The organism is Cellulomonas fimi (assembly GCF_012952065.1).
GTDB classification, from domain to species: Bacteria; Actinomycetota; Actinomycetes; order Actinomycetales; family Cellulomonadaceae; genus Pengzhenrongella; species Pengzhenrongella fimi_A.
In genome coordinates, this window is record NZ_JABCJJ010000034.1 from 1 (window position 1) to 19,886 (window position 19,886).

The following is a 19,886-nucleotide window of genomic DNA, read 5'->3' on the forward strand; positions in this document are numbered from 1 at the left end:
AGGAGACCGGCGCCACCCACTGGACCGCGCCCACCGGCCACCGGTACCGGCGTCCGACCATCGCGGCGGACCCGAGCCACCCGTCCGTCCAGCCGACCGCCCCGCCCGCCACGGGGCCACCGAACCCGAGCACCCCGCCCACCCGAACGGGCTGGGACGATCCACCACCGTTCTGACCTCCATCGTTCTGACTGGCCTTCATCGTTCTGACTGGTCAGCCCGTGACGACCGGAATACGTCGGCGCACGCCCGGGCCCGCCACGTCAGCACGGCCGGCTTCACCGCCTCAGCGCACGCCGGGCCCGCCACGTCAGCACACGGACGTGGCGCGCTGGTGCGCAGGCAGGTCGATCCGGAGACAGCTCCGTCAGATGTTGAAGCCGAGCGCCCGCATCTGCTCGCGGCCGTCGGGCGTGATCTTCTCGGGCCCCCACGGCGGCATCCAGACCCAGTTGATCCGGAATCCGTCGACGAGTCCCTCGAGGCTCTGCGCGGTCTGGTCCTCGATGACGTCCGTCAGCGGGCAGGCCGCCGAGGTCAGCGTCATGTCGATGACGGCCTGGTTCTCCTGGTCGATGGTCAGGCCGTAGACGAGGCCCAGGTCGACGACGTTGATCCCGAGCTCGGGGTCGATGACGTCGCGCATGGCCTCCTCGACGTCCGCGGCCGTCGGCGGCAGGGACGGCGTCGAGCCGGTCGGCGTGGTCGTGCTCATGACTGCTCCTTCACGGTGGACGCCGGGATCGCGACGCCCGACTTGACGACGGCGTCCCGGAGGGCCGCCCAGCCGAGCAGGGCGCACTTGATCCTGGCGGGGTACTTCGCGACGCCGGTGAACGCGGTCGCGTCTCCGAGCGTGTCCTCGAGGTCCGGGTCGAGCCCGGCGCCACGGGCGTGCATCAGCTGACGGAACGTCTCACTCACCCGGTCGACCTCGGCGAGGTCGGCACCGGTCACGAGGTCCGTCAGCACCGAGACGGAGGCCTGGGAGATGCTGCAGCCCTGACCCTCCCAGCTCACCCCGGCCACGACCGGAGCGGCGCCGGGCGCGCCACCGGCCGTGATGTCGACCCGGAGGGTCACCTCGTCGCCGCATGTCGGGTTGACCTGGTGCGACTCCCCCAGCGCGTGACCGGGGGCCGCGTCGACCGCCACGAGGCCACGCCCGTGCGGGGACTTCGCGTGGTCCAGGATGACCTGCTGGTACAGCTGCTCCATCGAGCTCGTCATGCGCTCGCCCTCTCGTCGTTCAGCCCGAAGAACGCTCGGACCCCCGCGAGGGCTTCCCGGAACACCTCGATCTCCTCGACCGTCGTGTACACGGACGCCGACGCGCGCGCCGTCGCCGCCACGCCGAAGCGCCGGTGCAGCGGCTGCGCGCAGTGGTGACCGACCCGGACGGCGACGCCCGCGTCGTCGAGCACCTGGCCGACGTCGTGCGCGTGGACCCCGTCCACGGCGAACGAGACCGTCGCCAGCCGGTCCGCGGTGTCCAGCGGCCCGATGACGCGGACGTGCGGAACCGATGCGACAGCGTCGAGCAGCGCCTGCGCGAGCACGGTCTCGTGGGCGGCGACCGCGGGCATCCCGAGCTCGCCGAGGTACGACGCCGCGGCCCCCATCCCGATCGCCTGGGCGACCATCTGGGTCCCGGCCTCGAAGCGCTGCGGCGGCGGCGCGTACGTCGTCGTCTCCATCGTGACGACCTCGACCATCGAGCCACCCGTCGTGACCGGGGGCATCGCCTCGAGGAGCTCACGCCGGCCGTACAGCGCACCGACCCCGGTCGGCCCGAGCATCTTGTGTCCGGAGAACACCGCGAAGTCGACACCCAGCGCGTGCAGGTCGACGGGGAGGTGCGGGACGCTCTGGCACGCGTCGAGCACCGTGAGCGCGCCGACCTCGCGCGCGCGCGCCACGAACGGCGCGACGTCGGTCACGGCGCCGGTCACGTTGGACGCGTGCGTGAACGCGAGCACCCGCGTGCGGTCGGTGACCACGGAGGCGAGCTGGTCCGTCAGCAGGCGCCCGTCGTCGCCGACCCCGATCCAGCGCAGCACAGCACCCGTGCGCGCCGCGAGCTCCTGCCACGGCACGAGGTTCGCATGGTGCTCGGCCTCGGTGACCACGATCTCGTCCCCCGGCGCGAGCGCGAACCGGCGCGCCGCCTCCCCGCCCCGGCCCGACGTCGCGTTGCCGATCGCGTAGGCGACGACGTTGATGCCGGCCGTCGCGTTGGAGGTCCACACCAGCTCACCCGCGTCCACCCCGACGAACCGGGCGACCTGCTCGCGTGCCTGCTCGAACGCCTCGGTGGCCTCCTCGGCCAGCTGGTGCGCGCCTCGGTGCACGGCGGCGTTCCGTTGGACGTAGAAGTCCTGCTCGGCGTCCAGCACGACGTCGGGCTTCTGCGACGTGGCCCCGGAGTCGAGGTACACGAGCGGACGTCCGTCGCGCAGCGTGCGCACGAGCAGCGGGAAGTCCGCGCGCACTGCTGCGAGCTCCTCGCCGCTGAGGACGGGAGGCTGGTCGAGGATGCCGGTCATGGGCCCTTCCGGGGGTGTGGTCGGCGTCAGGCCGAGGCGCCGGTGAGGAAGCGGTCGTAGCCCTCGTTCTCGAGGCGCTCGGCGAGCTCGGGGCCACCCTCCTCCGCGATCCGGCCGTCCACGAAGACATGCACGAAGTCCGGGGTGATGTACCGCAGGATGCGCGTGTAGTGGGTGATGAGCATGACCCCCACCTCGCCGCCCGAGCGGACGCGGTTGACGCCCTCCGAGACGACCCGCAGCGCGTCGACGTCGAGCCCCGAGTCGGTCTCGTCGAGGATCGCGAACTTCGGCTTGAGGAGCTCCATCTGGAGGATCTCGTGGCGCTTCTTCTCGCCGCCCGAGAAACCCTCGTTGACCGAGCGCTCGGCGAAGGTCGGGTCCATGCGCAGCTGCTCCATGGCGGTGCGCATGTCCTTGACCCAGGTCCGCAGCGCGGGCGCCTGGCCGTCGATCGCGGTCTTGGCCGTGCGCAGGAAGTTCGAGACGCTCACGCCGGGGACCTCGACCGGGTACTGCATCGCGAGGAACATGCCGGCCCGCGCGCGCTCGTCGACGCTCATCGCGAGGACGTCCTCGCCGTCGAGCAGCACCGTGCCCGAGGTGATCTGGTACTTCGGGTGGCCGACGAGCGAGTACGCCAACGTGGACTTGCCGGAGCCGTTGGGGCCCATGATCGCGTGGGTCTCGCCGCTCGCGATGGTGAGGTCGACGCCGCGGAGGATGGGCTTGGGGCCCTCCTTCGTCTCGACGCTCACGTGCAGGTCACGGATCTCAAGGGTGGACATCTGTCAGTTCTCCTGGTGGATCGAGAGGGGGGCGTCGACGTCGACGAGCACACGCTCGCCGTCGACGGTCACGGGGTACACGGGGACGGGACGCGTGGCAGGCAGGCCGGTCGGGGCGCCGGTGCGCAGGTCGAACCTCGACCCGTGCAGCCAGCACTCGATGGTCGTGCCCTCGACCTCGCCCTCCGAGAGCGAGACCGCACCGTGCGAGCAGACGTCCGAGATCGCGTGGAGTTCGCCGTCCTCGTCGCGGACGACGGCGACCTCGAGCGGCCCGTTCTCCGCCTCGAGCTCGACGCGGAGCGTGCCGCCGACCGGGACGTCCTCGGCCATGCAGGCGAGCTGGGCGCTCACGCGCTCACCCCCGGACCTGCCGCACCCGTGGGCGCACCGCCGGCCTCGAGCTCGCTCATGCTGCGTTCGAGCTCCAGCTCGATCGACGCGAGCAGCCGCTCCTCGATCTCGGGCACGCCGACCTGGTGGACCAGGTCGGCGAAGAACCCGCGGACGACGAGCCGGCGCGCGTCTGCCTCCGGGATGCCGCGCGAGCGCAGGTAGAACAGCTGCTCGTCGTCGAACCGGCCGGTCGCCGACGCGTGCCCCGCGCCCTCGATGAGGCCGGTCTCGATCTCGAGGTTCGGCACCGAGTCGGCCCGCGCGCCGTCCGTGAGAACGAGGTTCCGGTTGAGCTCGTAGGTGTCCGTGCCCTCGGCCGCCACGCGGATCAGCACGTCGCCGACCCACACCGTGTGGGCGTCCTGACCCTGCAGCGCGCCCTTGTAGGTCACCCGGGAGCGGCACGACGGCACCGCGTGGTCGACGAACAGGCGGTGCTCCTGGTGCTGGCCCGCGTCGGCGAAGTAGAGGCCGAGCATCTCGACCTCGCCACCCTCGCCGGCGAACTCCGCATCCGGCGTCACGCGCACGACGTCGCCGCCGAGGGTCACGACGATGTGCTTGACCCGCGCGTCGCGCCCCAGGCGGATGCGGTGCGACGAGGCGTGCACGGCCCCGGGGGCCCAGTCCTGGACCGACACGAGGGTGAGGTGAGCGCCGTCCTCGACGACGACCTCGACCGTCTCCGTGAGCGTGGCCGCGCCGACGTGGTCCAGCACGACGACCGACTCGGACAGCTCCTTGGCGTGCACGAGCACGTGCGCCGCCGTGGGGTCGGTGGCCGCACCCTCGACGCCCTCGACGCGGATCGACGTCACGGTGGACGCGACGGCCTGCGCCGGGATCGTCACGACGGTCGCCCGGTGGAACGAGGACCAGGCCGTCGCGGCGGTGCGGTCGCCGGGGACGCCCGCCTGGCCGAGCCGCGGGTCGTCACGGTCGACGAGCTCGACCTGGACCTCGGGTGCCTCCACGACCGTCGTCAGCACGCCGTGCCCGGCGAGCTCGGTGGCGAACAGCGGGGCGAGCCGGTCGACCGGCGCGAACCGCCACTCCTCCTCGCGTCCGGTCGGCAGCGCGAAGTCCGCGACGTCGAACGAGGTCGCGCGCTCGGCGCGGGAACCCTGCGGCGTGCCGCCGGTCCCGTGCGTGTGCGCGCCGTCCGCGACGGCCTGGCTGTGGTCGGTGGAGAGGCCGGTGGCCACCTCCGGGGTGGTGTTGGTGGTGCTCAACCGACGGACCCTTCCATCTGCAGCTCGATGAGGCGGTTCAGCTCGAGGGCGTACTCCATGGGCAGCTCGCGAGCGATCGGCTCGACGAAGCCGCGCACGATCATCGCCATGGCCTCGGTCTCCTGCATGCCGCGCGACATCAGGTAGAACAGCTGGTCCTCGCTCACGCGCGAGACCGTGGCCTCGTGGCCCATCGACACGTCGTCCTCCCGGACGTCGACGTACGGGTACGTGTCCGAGCGGGAGATCTGGTCGACGAGCAGCGCGTCGCACAGGACGTTCGAGGCCGAGTGCTCGGCGCCCTCGAGGACCTGGACGAGGCCCCGGTACGACGTCCGGCCACCGCCGCGCGCCACCGACTTGGAGACGATCGACGACGACGTGTGCGGGGCGGCGTGCACCATCTTGGCGCCGGCGTCCTGGTGCTGGCCCTCGCCGGCGAACGCGATCGACAGCGTCTCGCCGCGCGCGTGCTCGCCCATCAGGTAGATCGCCGGGTACTTCATGGTGACCTTCGAGCCGATGTTGCCGTCGACCCACTCCATGGTCGCGCCCTCGGCAGCCGTCGCCCGCTTGGTGACGAGGTTGTAGACGTTGTTCGACCAGTTCTGGATGGTCGTGTACCGCACGCGGGCGTTCTTCTTGACGATGATCTCGACGACCGCCGAGTGCAGCGAGTCGCTGGTGTAGATCGGCGCGGTGCAGCCCTCGACGTAGTGCACGTAGGAGCCCTCGTCCGCGATGATCAGCGTCCGCTCGAACTGACCCATGTTCTCGGTGTTGATGCGGAAGTACGCCTGCAGCGGGATGTCGACGTGGACGCCCGGCGGCACGTAGACGAACGAGCCGCCCGACCACACCGCGCTGTTGAGCGCGGCGAACTTGTTGTCCCCGGGCGGGATGACCGAGCCGAAGTACTGCTCGAAGATCTCGGGGTGCTCACGGAGACCGGTGTCGGTGTCCATGAAGATGACACCCTTCTCCTCCAGGTCCTCGCGGATCTGGTGGTACACGACCTCGGACTCGTACTGGGCCGCGACGCCGGACACGAGGCGCTGCTTCTCGGCCTCGGGGATGCCCAGCCGGTCGTACGTGTTCTTGATGTCGTCGGGCAGGTCCTCCCAGCTGGTGGCCTGCTTCTCCGTGGACCGCACGAAGTACTTGATGTTGTCGAAGTCGATCCCCGACAGGTCGGAGCCCCAGCTGGGCATGGGCTTCTTGTCGAACAGCCGCAGCGACTTCAGGCGCAGCTTGCGCATCCACTCGGGCTCGTTCTTGAGCGCCGAGATGTTCCGCACGACGTCCTCGTCGAGGCCTCGGCGCGCGAGGCGGCCCGCCTCGTCGGAGTCGTGCCACCCGTAGGTGTAGGAGCCGATCGACGCGATCGCCTCGTCCTGCGTCATCGGCGCAGCAGCGGCTGCGTTCTGGGTGGGCGCGCTCATGTCGTCCTTCCTGGTGCGGTCGTCCCTGTCGAACCGGTCACGGTCGTACGGGTCGTCGGGATGTTGGTGGTGCACACGTGCCCGCCGCTCGCGAGCGTGGACAGGCGCTGGACGTGCACACCGAGCAGGCGCGAGAAGGCCTGGGCCTCGGCCTCGCACAGCTGGGGGAACTCGGCGGCGATCTGCTGCACGGGGCAGTGTCCCTGGCACAGCTGGATCGCGGCCATGCCGGGCACCGGGCGGGTGCTGGCCGCGAAGCCGTCCGCCGCGAGCGACCGCGCGAGCACCTGGGCGCGCGCTGCGACGTCGTTGCCGACGGCGGCGAGCTCGACGGCGTAGCGCGCCTCCGCCGCCGAGACGCGCGCGGCGGCGAACGCCTCGACCGCGGTGGGTCCGGCGACCTCGGCGAGATAGCGAAGCGCCTGCGAGGCGAGCTCCGAGTACGAGCTGGACAGCGCCGCCTGGCCGCGCGCCGTCACGACGTAGCGGCGCGCCGGACGGCCCCGTCGGGCCGGGCCGACGCCGGGCGCCACATGCACCGCGATCTGCCCCGAGGCCTCGAGCACACCCAGGTGGCGGCGCACCCCGGTGGTCGTGAGGTGCAGCTCGGCCGCGAGGTCACCGGCGGCCACGGGCCCGGTGGAGGCCACGAGCTGGAGCACCCGCTGGCGCGTGCTCGCCTCCGTCTCGGACGACTCCGGGGGGGCCGGCGCGGCGAAGGCGACGGAGCGCTCCCGCGCGGAGGACTGCATCGTCGTGCTCATCGTCACCTCCGAGGTCTGGCAGTGCGGTGTGCGTCGGGATCGAGCTGGTGGTCGAGCGGTGCAGCCGGTGCCTGGCGGCAGGCGGCGAGCCGCGTCCAGGCGGCAGGACGCACTCGTGCACCGATATTGCCAACATCCTTGTTGCCGAAATCCATTCCCGCAAGAAAGGTACTCCTCACTTCGGGCTGGGTCCCGCCCTGCTCCGGCGTCCCGCGCTCGCACCTACACTCGCTCCGTGCCGAACTCTCCCGCCGTCGAGATCGTCGGGCTGGTCAAGCGGTACGCCGGCCGCGCCGTGGTGGACGGCCTGGACCTGGTGGCCGAGCGCGGTCGGGTCACCGCGGTGCTCGGCCCGAACGGCGCGGGGAAGACGACGACCGTCGAGTGCTGCGAGGGTTTGCGCACCCCCGACGAGGGCGTCGTGCGTGTGCTGGGCCTGGACCCCCTCGCGGACGCCGTGCGGCTGCGCCCGCGCGTCGGCGTCATGCTGCAGGACGGCGGCCTGCCGACCGGTGTACGCGCGCTCGAGATGCTCCGGCACGTGGCGTCGATGTACGCCCGACCGCGGGACGTCGCCGAGCTGAGCGAGCGGCTCGGCCTCGGCTCGTTCGCCGGCACGACGGTGCGCCGCCTCTCGGGCGGTCAGCGGCAGCGGCTCGCCCTCGCCGCCGCGATCGTCGGGCGCCCCGAGGTCGTGTTCCTCGACGAGCCGAGCGCGGGCCTGGACCCGCAGTCCCGGCGCGCCGTCTGGGCGCTCGTGCGCGAGCTGCGGGACGAGGGGGTGGGGATCGTCCTCACGACCCATCTCATGGACGAGGCGGAGGACCTGGCCGACCACGTCGTCGTCGTCGACCACGGCACGGTCGTGGCGCAGGGCGCGGTCGCCGACCTCCTCGCCGAGGCGGACGACCGCACGCTGCGGTTCGTCACCTCGCCCGGGCTCGACACCGTCGCGCTCACCGACGCCCTCGCGCGGGTGGCGCCCGACGGCACGGCGACCGACGTCCGGGAGGTCGCGCCGGGCGAGTACCTCGTGACGGGTGCGGTCGACCCGCGCGTCGTGGCGACCGCCGCCTCGTGGTGCGCCGCGCAGGGCGCGCTGGTCACCCGGCTCACGGTGGGGAGGTCGACCTTGGAGGACGTGTTCCTGGACCTGACCGGACGGAGCCTGCGATGACCGGGCAGACCGCCGCGACGGCCGCGCCCGCGTGGCGTCGCGTCGTCGCGCAGGCGCTGTTCGAGGCACGGCTGGTGCTGCGCAACGGCGAACAGCTGCTCGTGACGCTCGTCCTGCCGGCGCTGCTGCTCGTGGGGCTCGCGCGGACGTCCGTGGTCGCGCTCGACACGCAGGGCGCCACCCGGGTGGACTTCGTCACGCCCGGGATCCTCGCGCTCGCCGTCATGTCGACCGCGTTCACGTCTCAGGCCATCGCGACGAGCTTCGACCGGCGCAACGGCGTGCTGCGCCTGCTCGCGACGACGCCCCTGGGCCGACGGGGGCTGCTCGCCGGGAAGGTCGTCGCGGTCCTGGCGGTCGAGGTCGTCCAGGTCGTGGTGCTCGGCACGGTCGCGCTCGCCCTGGGGTGGCGGCCCGACGTCGCGGGCCTGGGCCCGGCGCTCCTCGCGCTGCTGCTCGGGACGGCGGCGTTCACGTCGCTCGCGCTCCTCGTCGCGGGCGTGCTGCGCCCCGAGGCCGTGCTCGCCGTCGCGAACCTGCTCCTCGTCCTGCTGACGGTGGCAGGCGGAGCGATCGTGCCGGCGCTGCAGCTCCCTGGCCCGCTCGGGGACCTGGCGCGTCTGCTGCCCTCCGCCGCCCTCGGCGAGGCGCTCCGCGCCGCCCTGCTGGACGGGACGGTGGCGACGGGTCCGCTGCTCGTGCTCGGCGCGTGGACCGCCGTCCTCGCCTGGGGCGCGGCGCGTCTGTTCCGCTGGAGCTGACGGGCGGGAACGGGGGCCGAGACCCGGCCCGCACCCTGCACCGGCCCGCACCCCGAACCCGTGGCCGAGACCACGCCGCCCTCGGTCGAGCAGCACGATGCGGCGACTACCGTAGGACCGTGCGCACGAACCCCCCCATGTCCTCGACGGCATCGTCGGACGTCGCGCCGACCCGTCCCGCGGGTCCGCTCGGTCGATGGGCGGGCTGGACCCGTCCCGCGCTCGTCGCGAACCTGGTCGCGCAGATGGGGCTGGTGGTCACCGGCGGAGCGGTGCGGCTCACCGGGTCGGGCCTCGGCTGCTCGACCTGGCCCCAGTGCGAGCCCGGCTCTTTCACCCCGATGCTGCGCGAGGCGACGTCGATCCACCCGTTCATCGAGTTCGGCAACCGCACGCTGACCGGCGTGCTCGGCGTCATCGCGATCGTCGTGGCCCTGCTCGTGTTCACCGACCGCCGTCGGAGCCGCGGCTTCCGGGTGCTCGGTCTGGTGCCGCTCGTCGGCGTCGCGCTCCAGGCGGTGATCGGGGGGCTCACCGTGCTGCTCGAGCTGCACCCCGCCGTCGTCGGCGTCCACCTGCTCATCTCGATGGCCCTCATCGCCGCCTCCGCCATCCTGCTGTACCGCCACGACCAGGGCGTCGACCATCCCGGCGCGACCGCCGCCTCGCCGGCGCTCGTGACGCTCGGCCATGCCCTCACGGTCGTCGCCGCGGTGGTGCTCGCGCTCGGCGTCGTCGTCACGGGCGCCGGCCCGCACGGCGGCGACGACGAGGTCGCCTACCGGTTCACCGTCGACCCCGTGCTCATCGCCAAGCTGCACGCGGGGGCCGTGTGGGCCTTCCTGGCCGTGCTGGTGGCGCTGATCGTGGTGCTCGCGCGTCGTGGGCCCGACGGCGAGGTCGGTGCACGACGTCGCCGGGCCGCGCTGGTCCTGCTGGCGGTCACCCTCGCGCAGGGTGCCGTCGGGTACGCGCAGTACCTCACCGGCCTGCCGGAGGTGCTCGTGGGCATCCACATGCTCGGCGCAGCGCTGCTCACGGCGTCCGTCGCGTGGACGGTCATGACGCTGCGACGGCCCTGACGTCCCACGACCTGACGTCCCACGACGCCCCGGCTCAGCCCTCGACCGCGCCGGCCGGCCCCTCGACCGCGCCGGCGGACCTCTTGCGGCGGTAGAGCTCGCGGTCGGCGCGCCGGACCAAGGAGTCGAGCGTGTCCTGCGGCCCTGCCACCGCCACCCCCGCCGTCCAGGGGGTCGGTGCGTCCCGCGCGAGCTCCACCACGACGGCTTCCGCGCCCGCGGCGTCCGTGTCGGGCAGCACCAGCACGAACTCGTCGCCTCCGATGCGCGCGGCCAGGTCCTGCTCGCGCAGGCGCTCGCGCCAGCCGTCCACGAGGTCGGCCAGCAGCCGGTCACCGGCCGCGTGCCCGAGCGTGTCGTTGACCCGCTTGAACCCGTCGAGGTCGACCATCACCACGGCCAGCGGCGCGCCGTGCCGGTGCGCGGCGGCGAGCACGATGGTGGCCGCCACCTCGAGGCCCGACCGGTTGAGCGCCCCGGTCAGGTGGTCGATCGTCGCCGCCCGCCGCAGCGACCCGACGTTCCGGGCGGTGACCGCGCCGACCAGCAGGACCGTGCCGACCACGACGAACACGCCACCGGCAGGAACGGCGCGGACGAGCCGATCATGCCGACGGTCACCACGACGGACGCGCTCGCGAGGTAGAGGACGAGCTCGCGGCCCACCATGGTCGCACCCGCGTACAGGGCCCCCAGGACCACGCCGTCGGCGACGAGGATCTGGCCGGCGCCCGTGACGGTCTGGCCGATCATCACGCCGGTCGTCACGAGCGTGGCCCAGAGCGCGAGCTGGCGAGCCCGTGCCGCCCCCCGGAAGACGACGAGCCCCAGCGCGATGAGCACGAAGACCACGCCGCTGAGCAGGGGAGGTACCGGGTCGACGACACCCGGCGGCGGCGCCACGCCGATCACGACGCATGCCACGCCGCCGAGGAAGATGACCACGGCGAGCGACCACCACGCGTCGTGCAGCGCGCGGTGCCGCCGGGAGGCGGACGGAGCCTCACCCCGCATGAGCATGGCTCATCGTAGGGTGCGCAACGGTATCGAACCGGGATGAACCGGGTATCCACCCGTCTCGGTGGCCTGGCCGGCCTCGCGGGCCGGCCTCGGAGGATGGACCACGCCATCACGGCCCCGGGACTCGTCGAGCACTCGGCCAGGGGCGGCGTCTCAGCCCGTGGGTCGCCGCTCGGGCCACGGCGCGTCCGCCGGCCGTAGCGTCGCCCAGTCGCCGCGCCGCGCCGCGGCCGCCGCGAGCACGCCGGCGACCGTCGACGGGTTGTGCACCGCGCCGGCGAGCACGAGGGCGACCGCGTCCTCGAGCGGAACCCACCGCGCGACCATGTCGCGCTCCTCGTCCTCGCGCTCGAACCGGTCGGCCTCGGGCACCTCAGAGAGCTCGCGCGCCAGGTACACGCGCAGCGCCTCGTCGTTCCCGCCAGGGCTCGAGAAGTAGTCGACGAGCACGTCCCAGCGGCGCGCGACGAGGTCTGCCTCCTCGGCGAGCTCGCGCGAGGCCGCGTCGAGGGCGTCCTCCCCGTCGACGTCGAGCAGGCCCGCCGGCGGCTCCCAGAGCTCGCGCCGGACGGCGTGCCGGTATTGGCGGAGCAGGAGGACGCGGTCCTGGTCGTCGAGCGCGATGACCGCGACCGCCCCCGGGTGCCGGACGAACTCCCGCCTGACGACGGTCGAGCCGCGGTCTGCGCCCCCGAGCTCGACGTCCTCCGCGACGACGTCCCAGATGACGCCGCGGTGGATCAGCTCGTGCTCGACGACGGGCCGGGGCGCGAGCACGTCGGCGACGACGCCCTCGTCGACGACGCCCTCGTCGACCGTCCCGACCGGACCCGACTGCGCGCCGGCCGAGGCAGCGTCCTCGTCGTGCGCCACGTCAGGCGGCCTCGTCCGCCTGCTGGCGCTCGAGCGCGGCCCCGACCAGCCCGGCGAAGAGCGGGTGCGCCCGGGTGGGCCGGGACTTGAACTCGGGGTGGGCCTGCGTGGCGACGTAGTACGGGTGGACGTCCGCAGGGAGCTCGACGAACTCGACGAGCGACGCGTCGGGCGACAGGCCGGAGAACACGAGCCCCGCCTTCTCGAGCCGCTCGCGGTACTGGTTGTTCACCTCGTAGCGGTGGCGGTGCCGCTCGGTCACGCGCTCGGTCCCGTAGGCCTTGGCGATCACCGAGCCAGGTTCGAGCACCGCGTCGTAGGAGCCGAGGCGCATGGTGCCGCCGAGGTCGCCCTGGCCGCCGACGATGGCGAGCTGCTCCTCCATCGTCGCGACGACCGGGTCGTCCGTGTCCGGCTCGAACTCGGTCGACGACGCCCCGCCGAGGCCCAGCACCGACCTCGCGTACTCGATGACCATGGTCTGGAGCCCGAGGCAGATGCCGAGCGTCGGCACCTTGTTCTCACGCGCCCAGCGCAGCGCACCGAGCTTGCCCTCGATGCCGCGCACGCCGAACCCGCCGGGCACCAGCACCGCGTCGGAGCCCTCGAGCGCGAGCCGCGCGCCCTCGGCCGTCTCGCAGTCGTCGGACCGCACCCAGCGGATGATGACCTTCGCGTCCTGCGCGAACCCGCCCGCGCGGAGCGCCTCGGTCACGGACAGGTAGGCGTCGGGGAGGTCGATGTACTTGCCCACCAAGGCCACCTCGACGTGGTGGGTCGGGTTGTGGACGCGGTCGGTGACCTTCTCCCAGGCCGACCACTCGACGTCGTGGAACGGGACGTAGAGGCGGCGCACGACGTACGCGTCGAGACCCTCGGAGTGCAGCACCCGCGGGATGTCGTAGATGCTCGGCGCGTCGGGGCACGAGATGACGGCCTCGAGGTCGACGTCCGACATGAGGGCGATCTTGCGCTTGATCGACTCGGGGAGCTCGCGGTCGGAGCGCAGGACCAGGGCGTCCGGCTGGATTCCGATCGACCGCAGCATCGCGACCGAGTGCTGGGTCGGCTTGGTCTTGAGCTCGCCGCTCGGCCCGATGTACGGCACGAGCGAGACGTGGAGGAAGAACACGTTGTCGCGGCCCAGGTCGTGGCGCACCTGGCGGGCCGACTCGAGGAACGGCTGCGACTCGATGTCACCGACGGTGCCACCGATCTCCGTGATGATCACGTCGACGTCGGGGCCCGCCTGAGCGCGCATGCGCTCCTTGATCTCGTCCGTGATGTGCGGGATGACCTGGACGGTGTCGCCGAGGTACTCCCCGCGGCGCTCCTTCGCGATGACCGTCGAGTAGATCTGGCCGGTCGTCACGTTGGAGCTCGCGCCGAGGTCGACGTCGAGGAACCGCTCGTAGTGCCCGATGTCCAGGTCGGTCTCGGCCCCGTCCTCGGTGACGAAGACCTCACCGTGCTGGAACGGGTTCATGGTGCCCGGGTCCACGTTGAGGTACGGGTCGAGCTTCTGCATCGTGACCCGGAGTCCGCGGGACCGTAGGAGCCGACCGAGGCTCGAGGCCGTGAGTCCCTTGCCCAGTGAGGAGGCGACGCCTCCGGTGACGAAGATGTGCCGGGTCGTGTTGTCCGACCGCCCGGGGAGTCGATCTGCTCGGTCTGCCACGGGCTTCCACTGTACCCGACGGGAAGGGGCTCCGCCTCGCCCGCCACGGCGCCGGCTCGCTACGCACCGTCAGCGGCGGTACACCCGCTCCAGCTGCCCGACGACGTCCGCCAGGTCGGGCAGCTCCCCCGCCCGGGCGCGGGCCCGGCCCGCGAGGTCGGCGCGCGCGTGGCGGTCGACCAGGAGCCGGCGGACCGCCGACGCGATCGCGCTCGGCTCTCCCACGGGGACCAGCACCGCGCCGGTCTCGCCGGTGACCTCACGCGTCCCGCCCGCATCGGTGGCCACAACCGGCGCCCCGGCCAGGAGCGCCTCCTGGACCCCGATCGGCTGCCCCTCCCACACAGCGGTGCTCACGACCACGTCCGCGGCGGCGAGCAGGTCCGCGACGTCGGAGCGCCGGCCCAGCAGCCGGACGGGCACCCCGAGCTCGGCGACGCGCGCGGAGAGCTCGGCGTGCAGCGGGCCGTCCCCTGCGACGGCCCAGATGACCGGCGGCGCGTCCGAGCCTGTGAGCAGGACGGCGGCGTCGACCAGGGTGCCGAGCCCCTTCTGCGGCGCGAGGCGGGCCACCGTGAGGACCAGCGCGGCGCCGTCGGGCACCTCGAGCGCACGACGCACGTCGGACCGGTCCATGGTGGGCCGGGGTCGCGCCGGCGCGGGGACGAGCGCGCGACGCGTGACGCGGGCGCCCCGGGCGCGGGCCCGCTCGACGAGGTCGCCCGAGACGCCGAGCACCACGTCGGCGCCGCGGGCGACGACGCGCTCGAGCACCTCGGACACCGCACGGACCGCGCGCCCGCCGACCGGGAGGTTGTGCAGGGTCACGACGACGCGCGGGCGCCTGCCAGGCGGGAGCGTGTGGGTCGCGAGCACCGCGAGGGCGCCGGCCCGCAGGCCGTGGGCGTGCACGACGTCGGCGCCCGCGCCCAGGGCACGCAGCTGCCGAACCACCGCGACGTCGCCGGCGCGCGGGCGGTCGGTGATGGGCACCGGGACGAGGCGGACGGGACCGCCGTCGGGCGCGACGTCGTCGGCCAGCACGGCCGGACCGGCGACCCGGACCTGATGGCCCGGACCGCCCGGAGCCGGCGCGCTCAGCGCGGCCGCGACCTGCCCGACGTGCCGCGCGACGCCACCCGCGCTCGAGCCGAGCACGTGCAGCACGCGCAGGCGCGCGGCGTCGACGGTCTCGGGGCCGGCGGTCTCAGGCACGGGTCTCCTCCGACGAGTCGCTCAGGAGGCCCGCGCTCACGGTGCTGCGATCCGCGAGCCAGGCGAGTGCCACGACCACGAGCGTGCTCAACGCCGCGCCGCCGAGGCCGGCCGCGATGGTCGTCGGGAACCCGGGGCCGACGAGGTCGAGCACGTCGCCCACGAGCCACCGCCCCGCGACGGCGCCGATCCCCGCCCCGACGAGGACCACGACGAGCGTGCGTGGCACGCCGGACAGCGCGGCCGCTCCGGCCGAGCGCCGGACCGCGACAAGCAGCGCGACCCCGGCGACCGTCATGCCGATCGTGTTGCCCAGACCGAGCCCGAGCAGCGTCGCCGCACCATCTCCTCCCCCGGGTGCGAGCAGACGGACCGCGACCAGGGAGGTGACCACGACCGCGCCCCAGCCGCTCACGACGCCGATCACCGCCGCGCGGCCGCGTTCGAGCGCGAACAGCACGCGGGACAGCTGGAAGATCAGGGCGTAACCGAGGAGGCCGGGCGCGAGCGCGACGAGCGTCGGGGTCATCGGCGTGAGGCGGGCTGGGTCCGCGCTCGCGTCGACGGTGGCGAACACCGCCGTGACGGCCGGAGCGGCCGCCACGAGCGCCGCCGCCCCCGCGGCACTGACGAGCAGGATCACGCGCGTGCTCCCGGCGACCAGTCGGGCGTACCGCGCCTGGTCCCCGGTCGCGGCGTGCTGCGCGAGCCGCGGGAAGGCGACGGTCGCGAGCGGCACCGCAAGGACCGCGTACGGGAGGAAGTACACGGCCTGCGCGTACTGGAAGAGGTTGAGCGTGCCGTCCGGGTCGCCGTAGCCGTTCGCGAGCCGGACCGTCACGAGCACGGCGACCTGCTGGGCGAGCAGTCCACCGAGGCCGGCGAGCGCAAGGTTGCGCGCACGCCGAGCGACCCCGGAGGGGAACGCGAACGTGGGCCGCAGCCGGACGCCCGATCGCAGCACCGGGACGATCAGCGGCAGGCTCATGGCGGCGACCCCCGCCGTCGTGCCCCATCCCAGCCAGGTCACCGCGGAAGCGGAGAGCTCACCCGGGCGGCGGACGTCCGTGCCCGCGAGCGAACGGAAGACGAGATAGCTCGTGATGACGACGACGCTCGACGCGAGCGGCGCGGCTGCCGGCCAGACGAACCGGCGCTGCGCCTGCAGGACGCCGGTGAGCACGACGCCGATCCCGTAGAGCACCACCTGAGGGGCGAAGATCACGAGCAGCCGGCTGGCGAGCGCCACCGTGTCGGCGTGGGTCGCACCGGTTTCCCCGCCCCCGCCGACCGGGTCGATGAGCACCTCGACCACCGGGCGCGCCACGGCGGCGAGGAACACCGATGCCGGGAGCAGCACGGCGACGGACCAGGTCAGGAGCGCCGAGGCGATGCGGTCGACGTCACCGCGCAGTCCCTTGGCGAGCGGCCCCGCGAGGAGCGGCACGACGGCCCCTGCGAGGGCACCGCCGGCCACGACCTCGAACAGCACGTTGGGCAACGTGTTCGCGGTGGCGTACGCCGATCCCGTCGGGGTCGCTCCGACGGCCCACGACTGGGCGAACCACCGGCCGAACCCGACCACCCGGCTCGCGACGGTGATCGCAGCGACGAGCGCGGCGGCACCGGCGAGGCCGGTGAGCGCGCGCCGGGCGGCCGGGCTCACCGGGCGGAGGTCCCTGAGTCCGCCGGGGCCTCGTCGGCCGGGCGGCGGCCCCAGTCGTCCAGCTCGCGAAGGACGGGGGTCGTCGCGATGACGCGCGTGAAGCTCACGCGCTCGCTCGCGACGGTCAGCGCCACCGCTCCTGCGAGGAGCGCCACGCGAACCGGCCGTGGACAGCCGAGCACGACGGCCGTGCCGAGCAGCGCGCCGAGCGCGTTCGCCCCGCCGTCACCGAGCATGTCGCGCTCCGCGAGGTCGTCCCCGGCCGAGGCAGCGGCCGCGCCGAGCAGCCCTGCGGCGATCCCGGAACCCGGCCCTGACGTCAGCGCGAGGGGCGCGGCACCGAGCGCAGCGGCCTTGAGCGCGCGGCCGGGCCGCAGGTCCAGGAGGTTGACCAGGTTCGCGAAGGCGGCGATCAGCGCACCGGAGACGACGACGTCACCCACCCAGGCAGCGCCGGCGCGACGCGCGCCGTCGACCCCGTGCAGAGGCGTCGCGACGGCGGCGGCCGCCAGTCCGCTCACCCCGATGCCGAGGATCTTGAGCGCGCCCGTGGTGAGCGTCCCTCCGCGCAAGGCGCCCAGGTGCCCGCGCAGCCCCTTGGTGCGCGTGAGGGTGTCCTCGGTCAGGTCGTCGACGAGCCCGAACACAGCGGCGCCGCCGGTCGCCACCGTGGCCGCGACGGCACCGCGCGCCGTCGTGGCGCCGACGACCGCGCCGACGAGAAGCCCGCCGGCCGCTGCGGGGCCCTCGAGCATGCTGACCGGCTCGCCGCGGTGGTTCGTGCGGGTCCAGCGGTCGGCGTCACCCACCAGCCGCGCGGCCCGCCGCCTGGGCTGCGCGGGCTGCGCGGGCTGCCGGGAGTCGGCCGCCGCGCGCCCGAGGGCGCCGCGGAGCAAACGCGTCCCGCCGACGGCGGCGCCTGCCGCGGCAAGCCTGCGCGCCGCTCGAACGCTCACCCCGCTGCCTCGTCGTCGGCCGGGTCGGTCGGGCCGACCTGAGCCGCGGCCGGTTCGACCGGGGGGAGCGTCGGGGTGCGGTCGACCGGCGGCAGCGTCGACGGCACCGGGACCGGGGTCTCGCCGTCCCCGACCCCGAAGTGGCCGGCGGGCCCCGCGATGCGCGCGTTCAGAGCGAGCGGCACCGAGACCTGGCCGGTGAGCTGGTCGACCCGGCTGACCGTGCTCAGCGAGTCCGCGAGGTCACCGTCCCCGAGGATCGTCTCGACGAGTCCACCCGGCGTCCGCGCGCCGCCGGCGACCACCGCCCCGTCCGAGCGGGCCTGCGCAGCGGACGCGATGGCGACGTGCGCCGCGACGACGTCCTCCACCGGCGCCGGCGTCTCGGACCGCTCGGTGTCAGCCGTGGCCGCGAGCACCACGATGGCGTCCGCGGGGGCCGAGATGGCGTCCTCGACCGTGATCAGCTCGCTCTCGTCGCTCGCCAGGAGCTGGAGCAGGAGGCTCGCCTGCTCCGACAGCTCGTTCGGCGCGGCGGGGTCTGCCCCGGTGAGCCCTTGGGCCAGCGCCTCGGCGAGGTCGACCTCCACCCCCGCCTGCTCCGACGGCTGGGGGTCCAGGTAGGTCGCGAGGTTCCCGGAGAGCGCCTGGCGGAAGCTGCGCAACGACGGGTCGGTCCAGCCCTCCGTGACCGTCACGCGGGCGCTCACGCTGGCTCCTGCGCTCTCCAGCTGACCGACGACGCCGCTCAGCACGTCGGCCTCGAGGGGGCCGAGCATGACGACGGCGACGCGCCGACCCTGCAGCGTCCCCTCGACCAGCTGCGGTGCGGCCGCCTCGAGGTAGGAGCGTTGGGCCGCCTCGGAGCGCTGCGCCTCCTCGAGCGCCGTACGCAGGCCGTCACGGTCCTCGCGCAGCTGCTCGACCTGACCCGTCAGGGTGTCGCCGACGGTCTCCTTGAGCGGTCCGGCGCCGAGCGCGATGCCGACGGCGAGCGCCAGGAACACCGAGATGAGCGAGACGATGTGGTACCGGAAGTCGATCACTGGGTCGTCTTTTCGTCGGCGGCGGCTCGGTCGGGGCCTCCGGCGGAGCGCATCACGCACCACCGCCGAACAGCGCGCCGACCCACGAGAACACGTCGTCCAGCCGTGCCCCGATCAGCCCGAACATCGTCTGACCGGCAGCGGTCGCGGCCAGCGCGACGGCGAGCGCCAGCAGACCGGCCAGCACGAGCCAGGTCAGCTGGATGTTGGAGATGCGGTGGCGGTACAGCCGCGACACGCCTTTGGCGTCGACGAGCTTGCTCCCGACGCGCAACCGCGTGAGGAACGTGCTGGCCATGCCGGACCTCCCCTTGTCGAGGAACTCGACCAACGTGGCGTGCGTGCCCACCGCCACGATGAGCTCGGCGCCCTTGTCGTCCGCGAGCAGCATCGCGACGTCCTCGCTCGTGCCGGTCGCCGGGAAGACGACGTGCTTGACCCCGAGCATCCCGACCCGCTCGAGGCCCGGTGCGCGGCCGTCGCGGTACGCGTGCACGACGATCTCGGCTCCGCAGGTCAGCGCCTTGTCCGAGACCGAGTCCATGTCGCCGACGATGAGGTCGGGCGACCATCCGGCCTCGAGGATCGCGTCCGCACCGCCGTCGACGCCGAGGAGCACCGGGCGGTACTCGACGATGTACGGCCGGAGCGTCGCGAGGTCCTCCTTGTAGTGGTAACCCCGGACGACGATCAGCACGTGGCGGCCGTCGATCGGCGTGACGATCTCCGGGACCCCCACGCCGTCGAGCAGGAGGTCACGCTCGCGGCGGAGGTAGTCCATGGTGTTCGCGGCGAACGACTCGAGCTGCACGGACAGCCCGGCACGCGCGGCCTCGAGGTTCGTCGCGATGGTCTCGTGCGTCTGCTCGATGCCCTCCGCGACGATCCGGTCGCCCTCGCGCACGGTGCCGTCGAGCACGCGGACGACGTGCCCCTCGGTGAGCGTCATGACGTCGGGCCCCAGGTCGTCCACGAGGGTGATGCCCGCGCCGACGATGATCTCCGGGCCCAGGTTCGGGTACCGGCCGGACGTCGACCGTGCGGCGTTGAGCACGGCTGCCGGCTGGCACGCGACGAGCGCCTCTGCCGAGACGCGGTCGATGTCGAGGTGGTCGATGACGGCGATGTCTCCGGGCTTGAGGCGCTTGGTCAACGTCTTGGTCCGCGGGTCCACGCGTGCCGGACCTGCCGTGCCCGGCTCGTCAGGCAGGGTGGCGCGTCTGCGCGGGCTGAGTCTCATCGCG

20 protein-coding genes are annotated in these 19,886 nt (G+C 73.6%); 3 read left to right on the plus strand and 17 right to left on the minus strand.

The window, feature by feature from the left end:
* Nucleotides 1-367 precede the first annotated feature (367 nt).
* From HIR71_RS14455 to HIR71_RS14490, 8 genes are read right to left on the minus strand one after another with little or no spacing between them, the layout of a single operon-like run.
* The gene (locus HIR71_RS14455; protein ID WP_169325775.1) at nucleotides 368-715 is read right to left on the minus strand and encodes a metal-sulfur cluster assembly factor; all 348 of its coding nucleotides are present in this window, start codon (nucleotides 713-715) and stop codon (nucleotides 368-370) included.
* Nucleotides 712-1,230: a Fe-S cluster assembly sulfur transfer protein SufU gene (gene sufU, locus HIR71_RS14460; protein WP_169325776.1), complete on the minus strand. Its 519-nt coding sequence runs from the start codon at nucleotides 1,228-1,230 to the stop codon at nucleotides 712-714. The genes HIR71_RS14455 and sufU overlap by 4 nt, the downstream gene beginning before the upstream one ends.
* A complete protein-coding gene (locus tag HIR71_RS14465) occupies nucleotides 1,227-2,546 on the minus strand; it encodes a SufS family cysteine desulfurase (RefSeq protein ID WP_169325777.1) in 1,320 nt (439 codons plus the stop codon). Before HIR71_RS14465 ends, sufU begins: the two co-directional genes overlap by 4 nt.
* 26 nt (nucleotides 2,547-2,572) lie before the next feature.
* Nucleotides 2,573-3,334, minus strand: coding sequence for a Fe-S cluster assembly ATPase SufC (sufC, locus tag HIR71_RS14470; protein ID WP_169325778.1), 762 nt, complete (start codon nucleotides 3,332-3,334; stop codon nucleotides 2,573-2,575).
* Nucleotides 3,335-3,337: 3 nt separating this feature from the next.
* Nucleotides 3,338-3,688, minus strand: coding sequence for a non-heme iron oxygenase ferredoxin subunit (locus tag HIR71_RS14475; RefSeq protein ID WP_169325779.1), 351 nt, complete (start codon nucleotides 3,686-3,688; stop codon nucleotides 3,338-3,340).
* Nucleotides 3,685-4,962: a Fe-S cluster assembly protein SufD gene (sufD, locus tag HIR71_RS14480; protein ID WP_211374242.1), complete on the minus strand. Its 1,278-nt coding sequence runs from the start codon at nucleotides 4,960-4,962 to the stop codon at nucleotides 3,685-3,687. The genes HIR71_RS14475 and sufD overlap by 4 nt, the downstream gene beginning before the upstream one ends.
* A complete protein-coding gene (sufB, locus tag HIR71_RS14485; RefSeq protein ID WP_211374243.1) occupies nucleotides 4,959-6,404 on the minus strand; it encodes a Fe-S cluster assembly protein SufB in 1,446 nt (481 codons plus the stop codon). The genes sufD and sufB overlap by 4 nt, the downstream gene beginning before the upstream one ends.
* On the minus strand, nucleotides 6,401-7,168 hold the full coding sequence (locus tag HIR71_RS14490; RefSeq protein ID WP_249051898.1) for a helix-turn-helix transcriptional regulator: 768 nt from the start codon (nucleotides 7,166-7,168) through the stop codon (nucleotides 6,401-6,403). The genes sufB and HIR71_RS14490 overlap by 4 nt, the downstream gene beginning before the upstream one ends.
* 235 nt (nucleotides 7,169-7,403) lie before the next feature.
* On the opposite strand from HIR71_RS14490, the gene HIR71_RS14495 reads away from it, so the two are divergent.
* The 3 genes from HIR71_RS14495 (at nucleotide 7,404) to HIR71_RS14505 (ending at nucleotide 10,188) form a co-directional block, all read left to right on the plus strand.
* The gene (locus tag HIR71_RS14495) at nucleotides 7,404-8,345 is read left to right on the plus strand and encodes an ABC transporter ATP-binding protein (RefSeq protein WP_169325780.1); all 942 of its coding nucleotides are present in this window, start codon (nucleotides 7,404-7,406) and stop codon (nucleotides 8,343-8,345) included.
* Nucleotides 8,342-9,106: an ABC transporter permease gene (locus HIR71_RS14500; protein ID WP_169325781.1), complete on the plus strand. Its 765-nt coding sequence runs from the start codon at nucleotides 8,342-8,344 to the stop codon at nucleotides 9,104-9,106. Before HIR71_RS14495 ends, HIR71_RS14500 begins: the two co-directional genes overlap by 4 nt.
* A gap of 119 nt (nucleotides 9,107-9,225) precedes the next feature.
* The gene (locus HIR71_RS14505; RefSeq protein WP_311836306.1) at nucleotides 9,226-10,188 is read left to right on the plus strand and encodes a COX15/CtaA family protein; all 963 of its coding nucleotides are present in this window, start codon (nucleotides 9,226-9,228) and stop codon (nucleotides 10,186-10,188) included.
* Between the two features lie 34 nt (nucleotides 10,189-10,222).
* On the opposite strand, the gene HIR71_RS14510 is transcribed toward HIR71_RS14505, so the two are convergent.
* The 9 genes from HIR71_RS14510 to steA all read right to left on the minus strand — a co-directional run bounded on the left by HIR71_RS14510 (nucleotide 10,223) and on the right by steA (nucleotide 19,882).
* A complete protein-coding gene (locus tag HIR71_RS14510; RefSeq protein WP_169325782.1) occupies nucleotides 10,223-10,753 on the minus strand; it encodes a GGDEF domain-containing protein in 531 nt (176 codons plus the stop codon).
* Nucleotides 10,669-11,202 carry a hypothetical protein gene (locus HIR71_RS14515; RefSeq protein ID WP_169325783.1) on the minus strand — a complete coding sequence of 178 codons (534 nt, stop codon included), beginning with the start codon at nucleotides 11,200-11,202 and terminating at the stop codon, nucleotides 10,669-10,671. Before HIR71_RS14515 ends, HIR71_RS14510 begins: the two co-directional genes overlap by 85 nt.
* A gap of 159 nt (nucleotides 11,203-11,361) precedes the next feature.
* Nucleotides 11,362-11,985, minus strand: coding sequence for an NUDIX domain-containing protein (locus HIR71_RS14520; protein WP_311836308.1), 624 nt, complete (start codon nucleotides 11,983-11,985; stop codon nucleotides 11,362-11,364).
* A gap of 97 nt (nucleotides 11,986-12,082) precedes the next feature.
* A complete protein-coding gene (locus tag HIR71_RS14525) occupies nucleotides 12,083-13,759 on the minus strand; it encodes a CTP synthase (RefSeq protein ID WP_169325785.1) in 1,677 nt (558 codons plus the stop codon).
* A 69-nt stretch (nucleotides 13,760-13,828) separates the two neighbouring features.
* A complete protein-coding gene (locus tag HIR71_RS14530; RefSeq protein WP_211374244.1) occupies nucleotides 13,829-14,974 on the minus strand; it encodes a glycosyltransferase family 4 protein in 1,146 nt (381 codons plus the stop codon).
* Nucleotides 14,967-16,640, minus strand: a complete 1,674-nt coding sequence (gene murJ, locus HIR71_RS14535; protein ID WP_169325786.1) for a murein biosynthesis integral membrane protein MurJ — start codon at nucleotides 16,638-16,640, stop codon at nucleotides 14,967-14,969. Before murJ ends, HIR71_RS14530 begins: the two co-directional genes overlap by 8 nt.
* Nucleotides 16,637-17,596 carry a hypothetical protein gene (locus tag HIR71_RS14540; protein ID WP_169325787.1) on the minus strand — a complete coding sequence of 320 codons (960 nt, stop codon included), beginning with the start codon at nucleotides 17,594-17,596 and terminating at the stop codon, nucleotides 16,637-16,639. The genes murJ and HIR71_RS14540 overlap by 4 nt, the downstream gene beginning before the upstream one ends.
* Complete coding sequence (locus HIR71_RS14545) at nucleotides 17,593-18,642, minus strand: copper transporter (protein ID WP_169325788.1); 1,050 nt, start codon at nucleotides 18,640-18,642, stop codon at nucleotides 17,593-17,595. Before HIR71_RS14545 ends, HIR71_RS14540 begins: the two co-directional genes overlap by 4 nt.
* A gap of 52 nt (nucleotides 18,643-18,694) precedes the next feature.
* Complete coding sequence (steA, locus tag HIR71_RS14550; RefSeq protein ID WP_169325789.1) at nucleotides 18,695-19,882, minus strand: putative cytokinetic ring protein SteA; 1,188 nt, start codon at nucleotides 19,880-19,882, stop codon at nucleotides 18,695-18,697.
* Nucleotides 19,883-19,886 lie beyond the last annotated feature (4 nt).

Bases quoted from the DNA above. Each gene is read 5' to 3' on its own strand.
- HIR71_RS14455 (WP_169325775.1), bottom strand. From the start codon at position 715: ATGAGCACGACCACGCCGACCGGCTCGACGCCGTCCCTGCCGCCGACG.
- sufU (WP_169325776.1), bottom strand. From the start codon at position 1,230: ATGACGAGCTCGATGGAGCAGCTGTACCAGCAGGTCATCCTGGACCAC.
- HIR71_RS14465 (WP_169325777.1), bottom strand. From the start codon at position 2,546: ATGACCGGCATCCTCGACCAGCCTCCCGTCCTCAGCGGCGAGGAGCTC.
- sufC (WP_169325778.1), bottom strand. From the start codon at position 3,334: ATGTCCACCCTTGAGATCCGTGACCTGCACGTGAGCGTCGAGACGAAG.
- sufB (WP_211374243.1), bottom strand. From the start codon at position 6,404: ATGAGCGCGCCCACCCAGAACGCAGCCGCTGCTGCGCCGATGACGCAG.
- HIR71_RS14490 (WP_249051898.1), bottom strand. From the start codon at position 7,168: ATGAGCACGACGATGCAGTCCTCCGCGCGGGAGCGCTCCGTCGCCTTC.
- HIR71_RS14500 (WP_169325781.1), top strand. From the start codon at position 8,342: ATGACCGGGCAGACCGCCGCGACGGCCGCGCCCGCGTGGCGTCGCGTC.
- HIR71_RS14515 (WP_169325783.1), bottom strand. From the start codon at position 11,202: ATGCGGGGTGAGGCTCCGTCCGCCTCCCGGCGGCACCGCGCGCTGCAC.
- steA (WP_169325789.1), bottom strand. From the start codon at position 19,882: ATGAGACTCAGCCCGCGCAGACGCGCCACCCTGCCTGACGAGCCGGGC.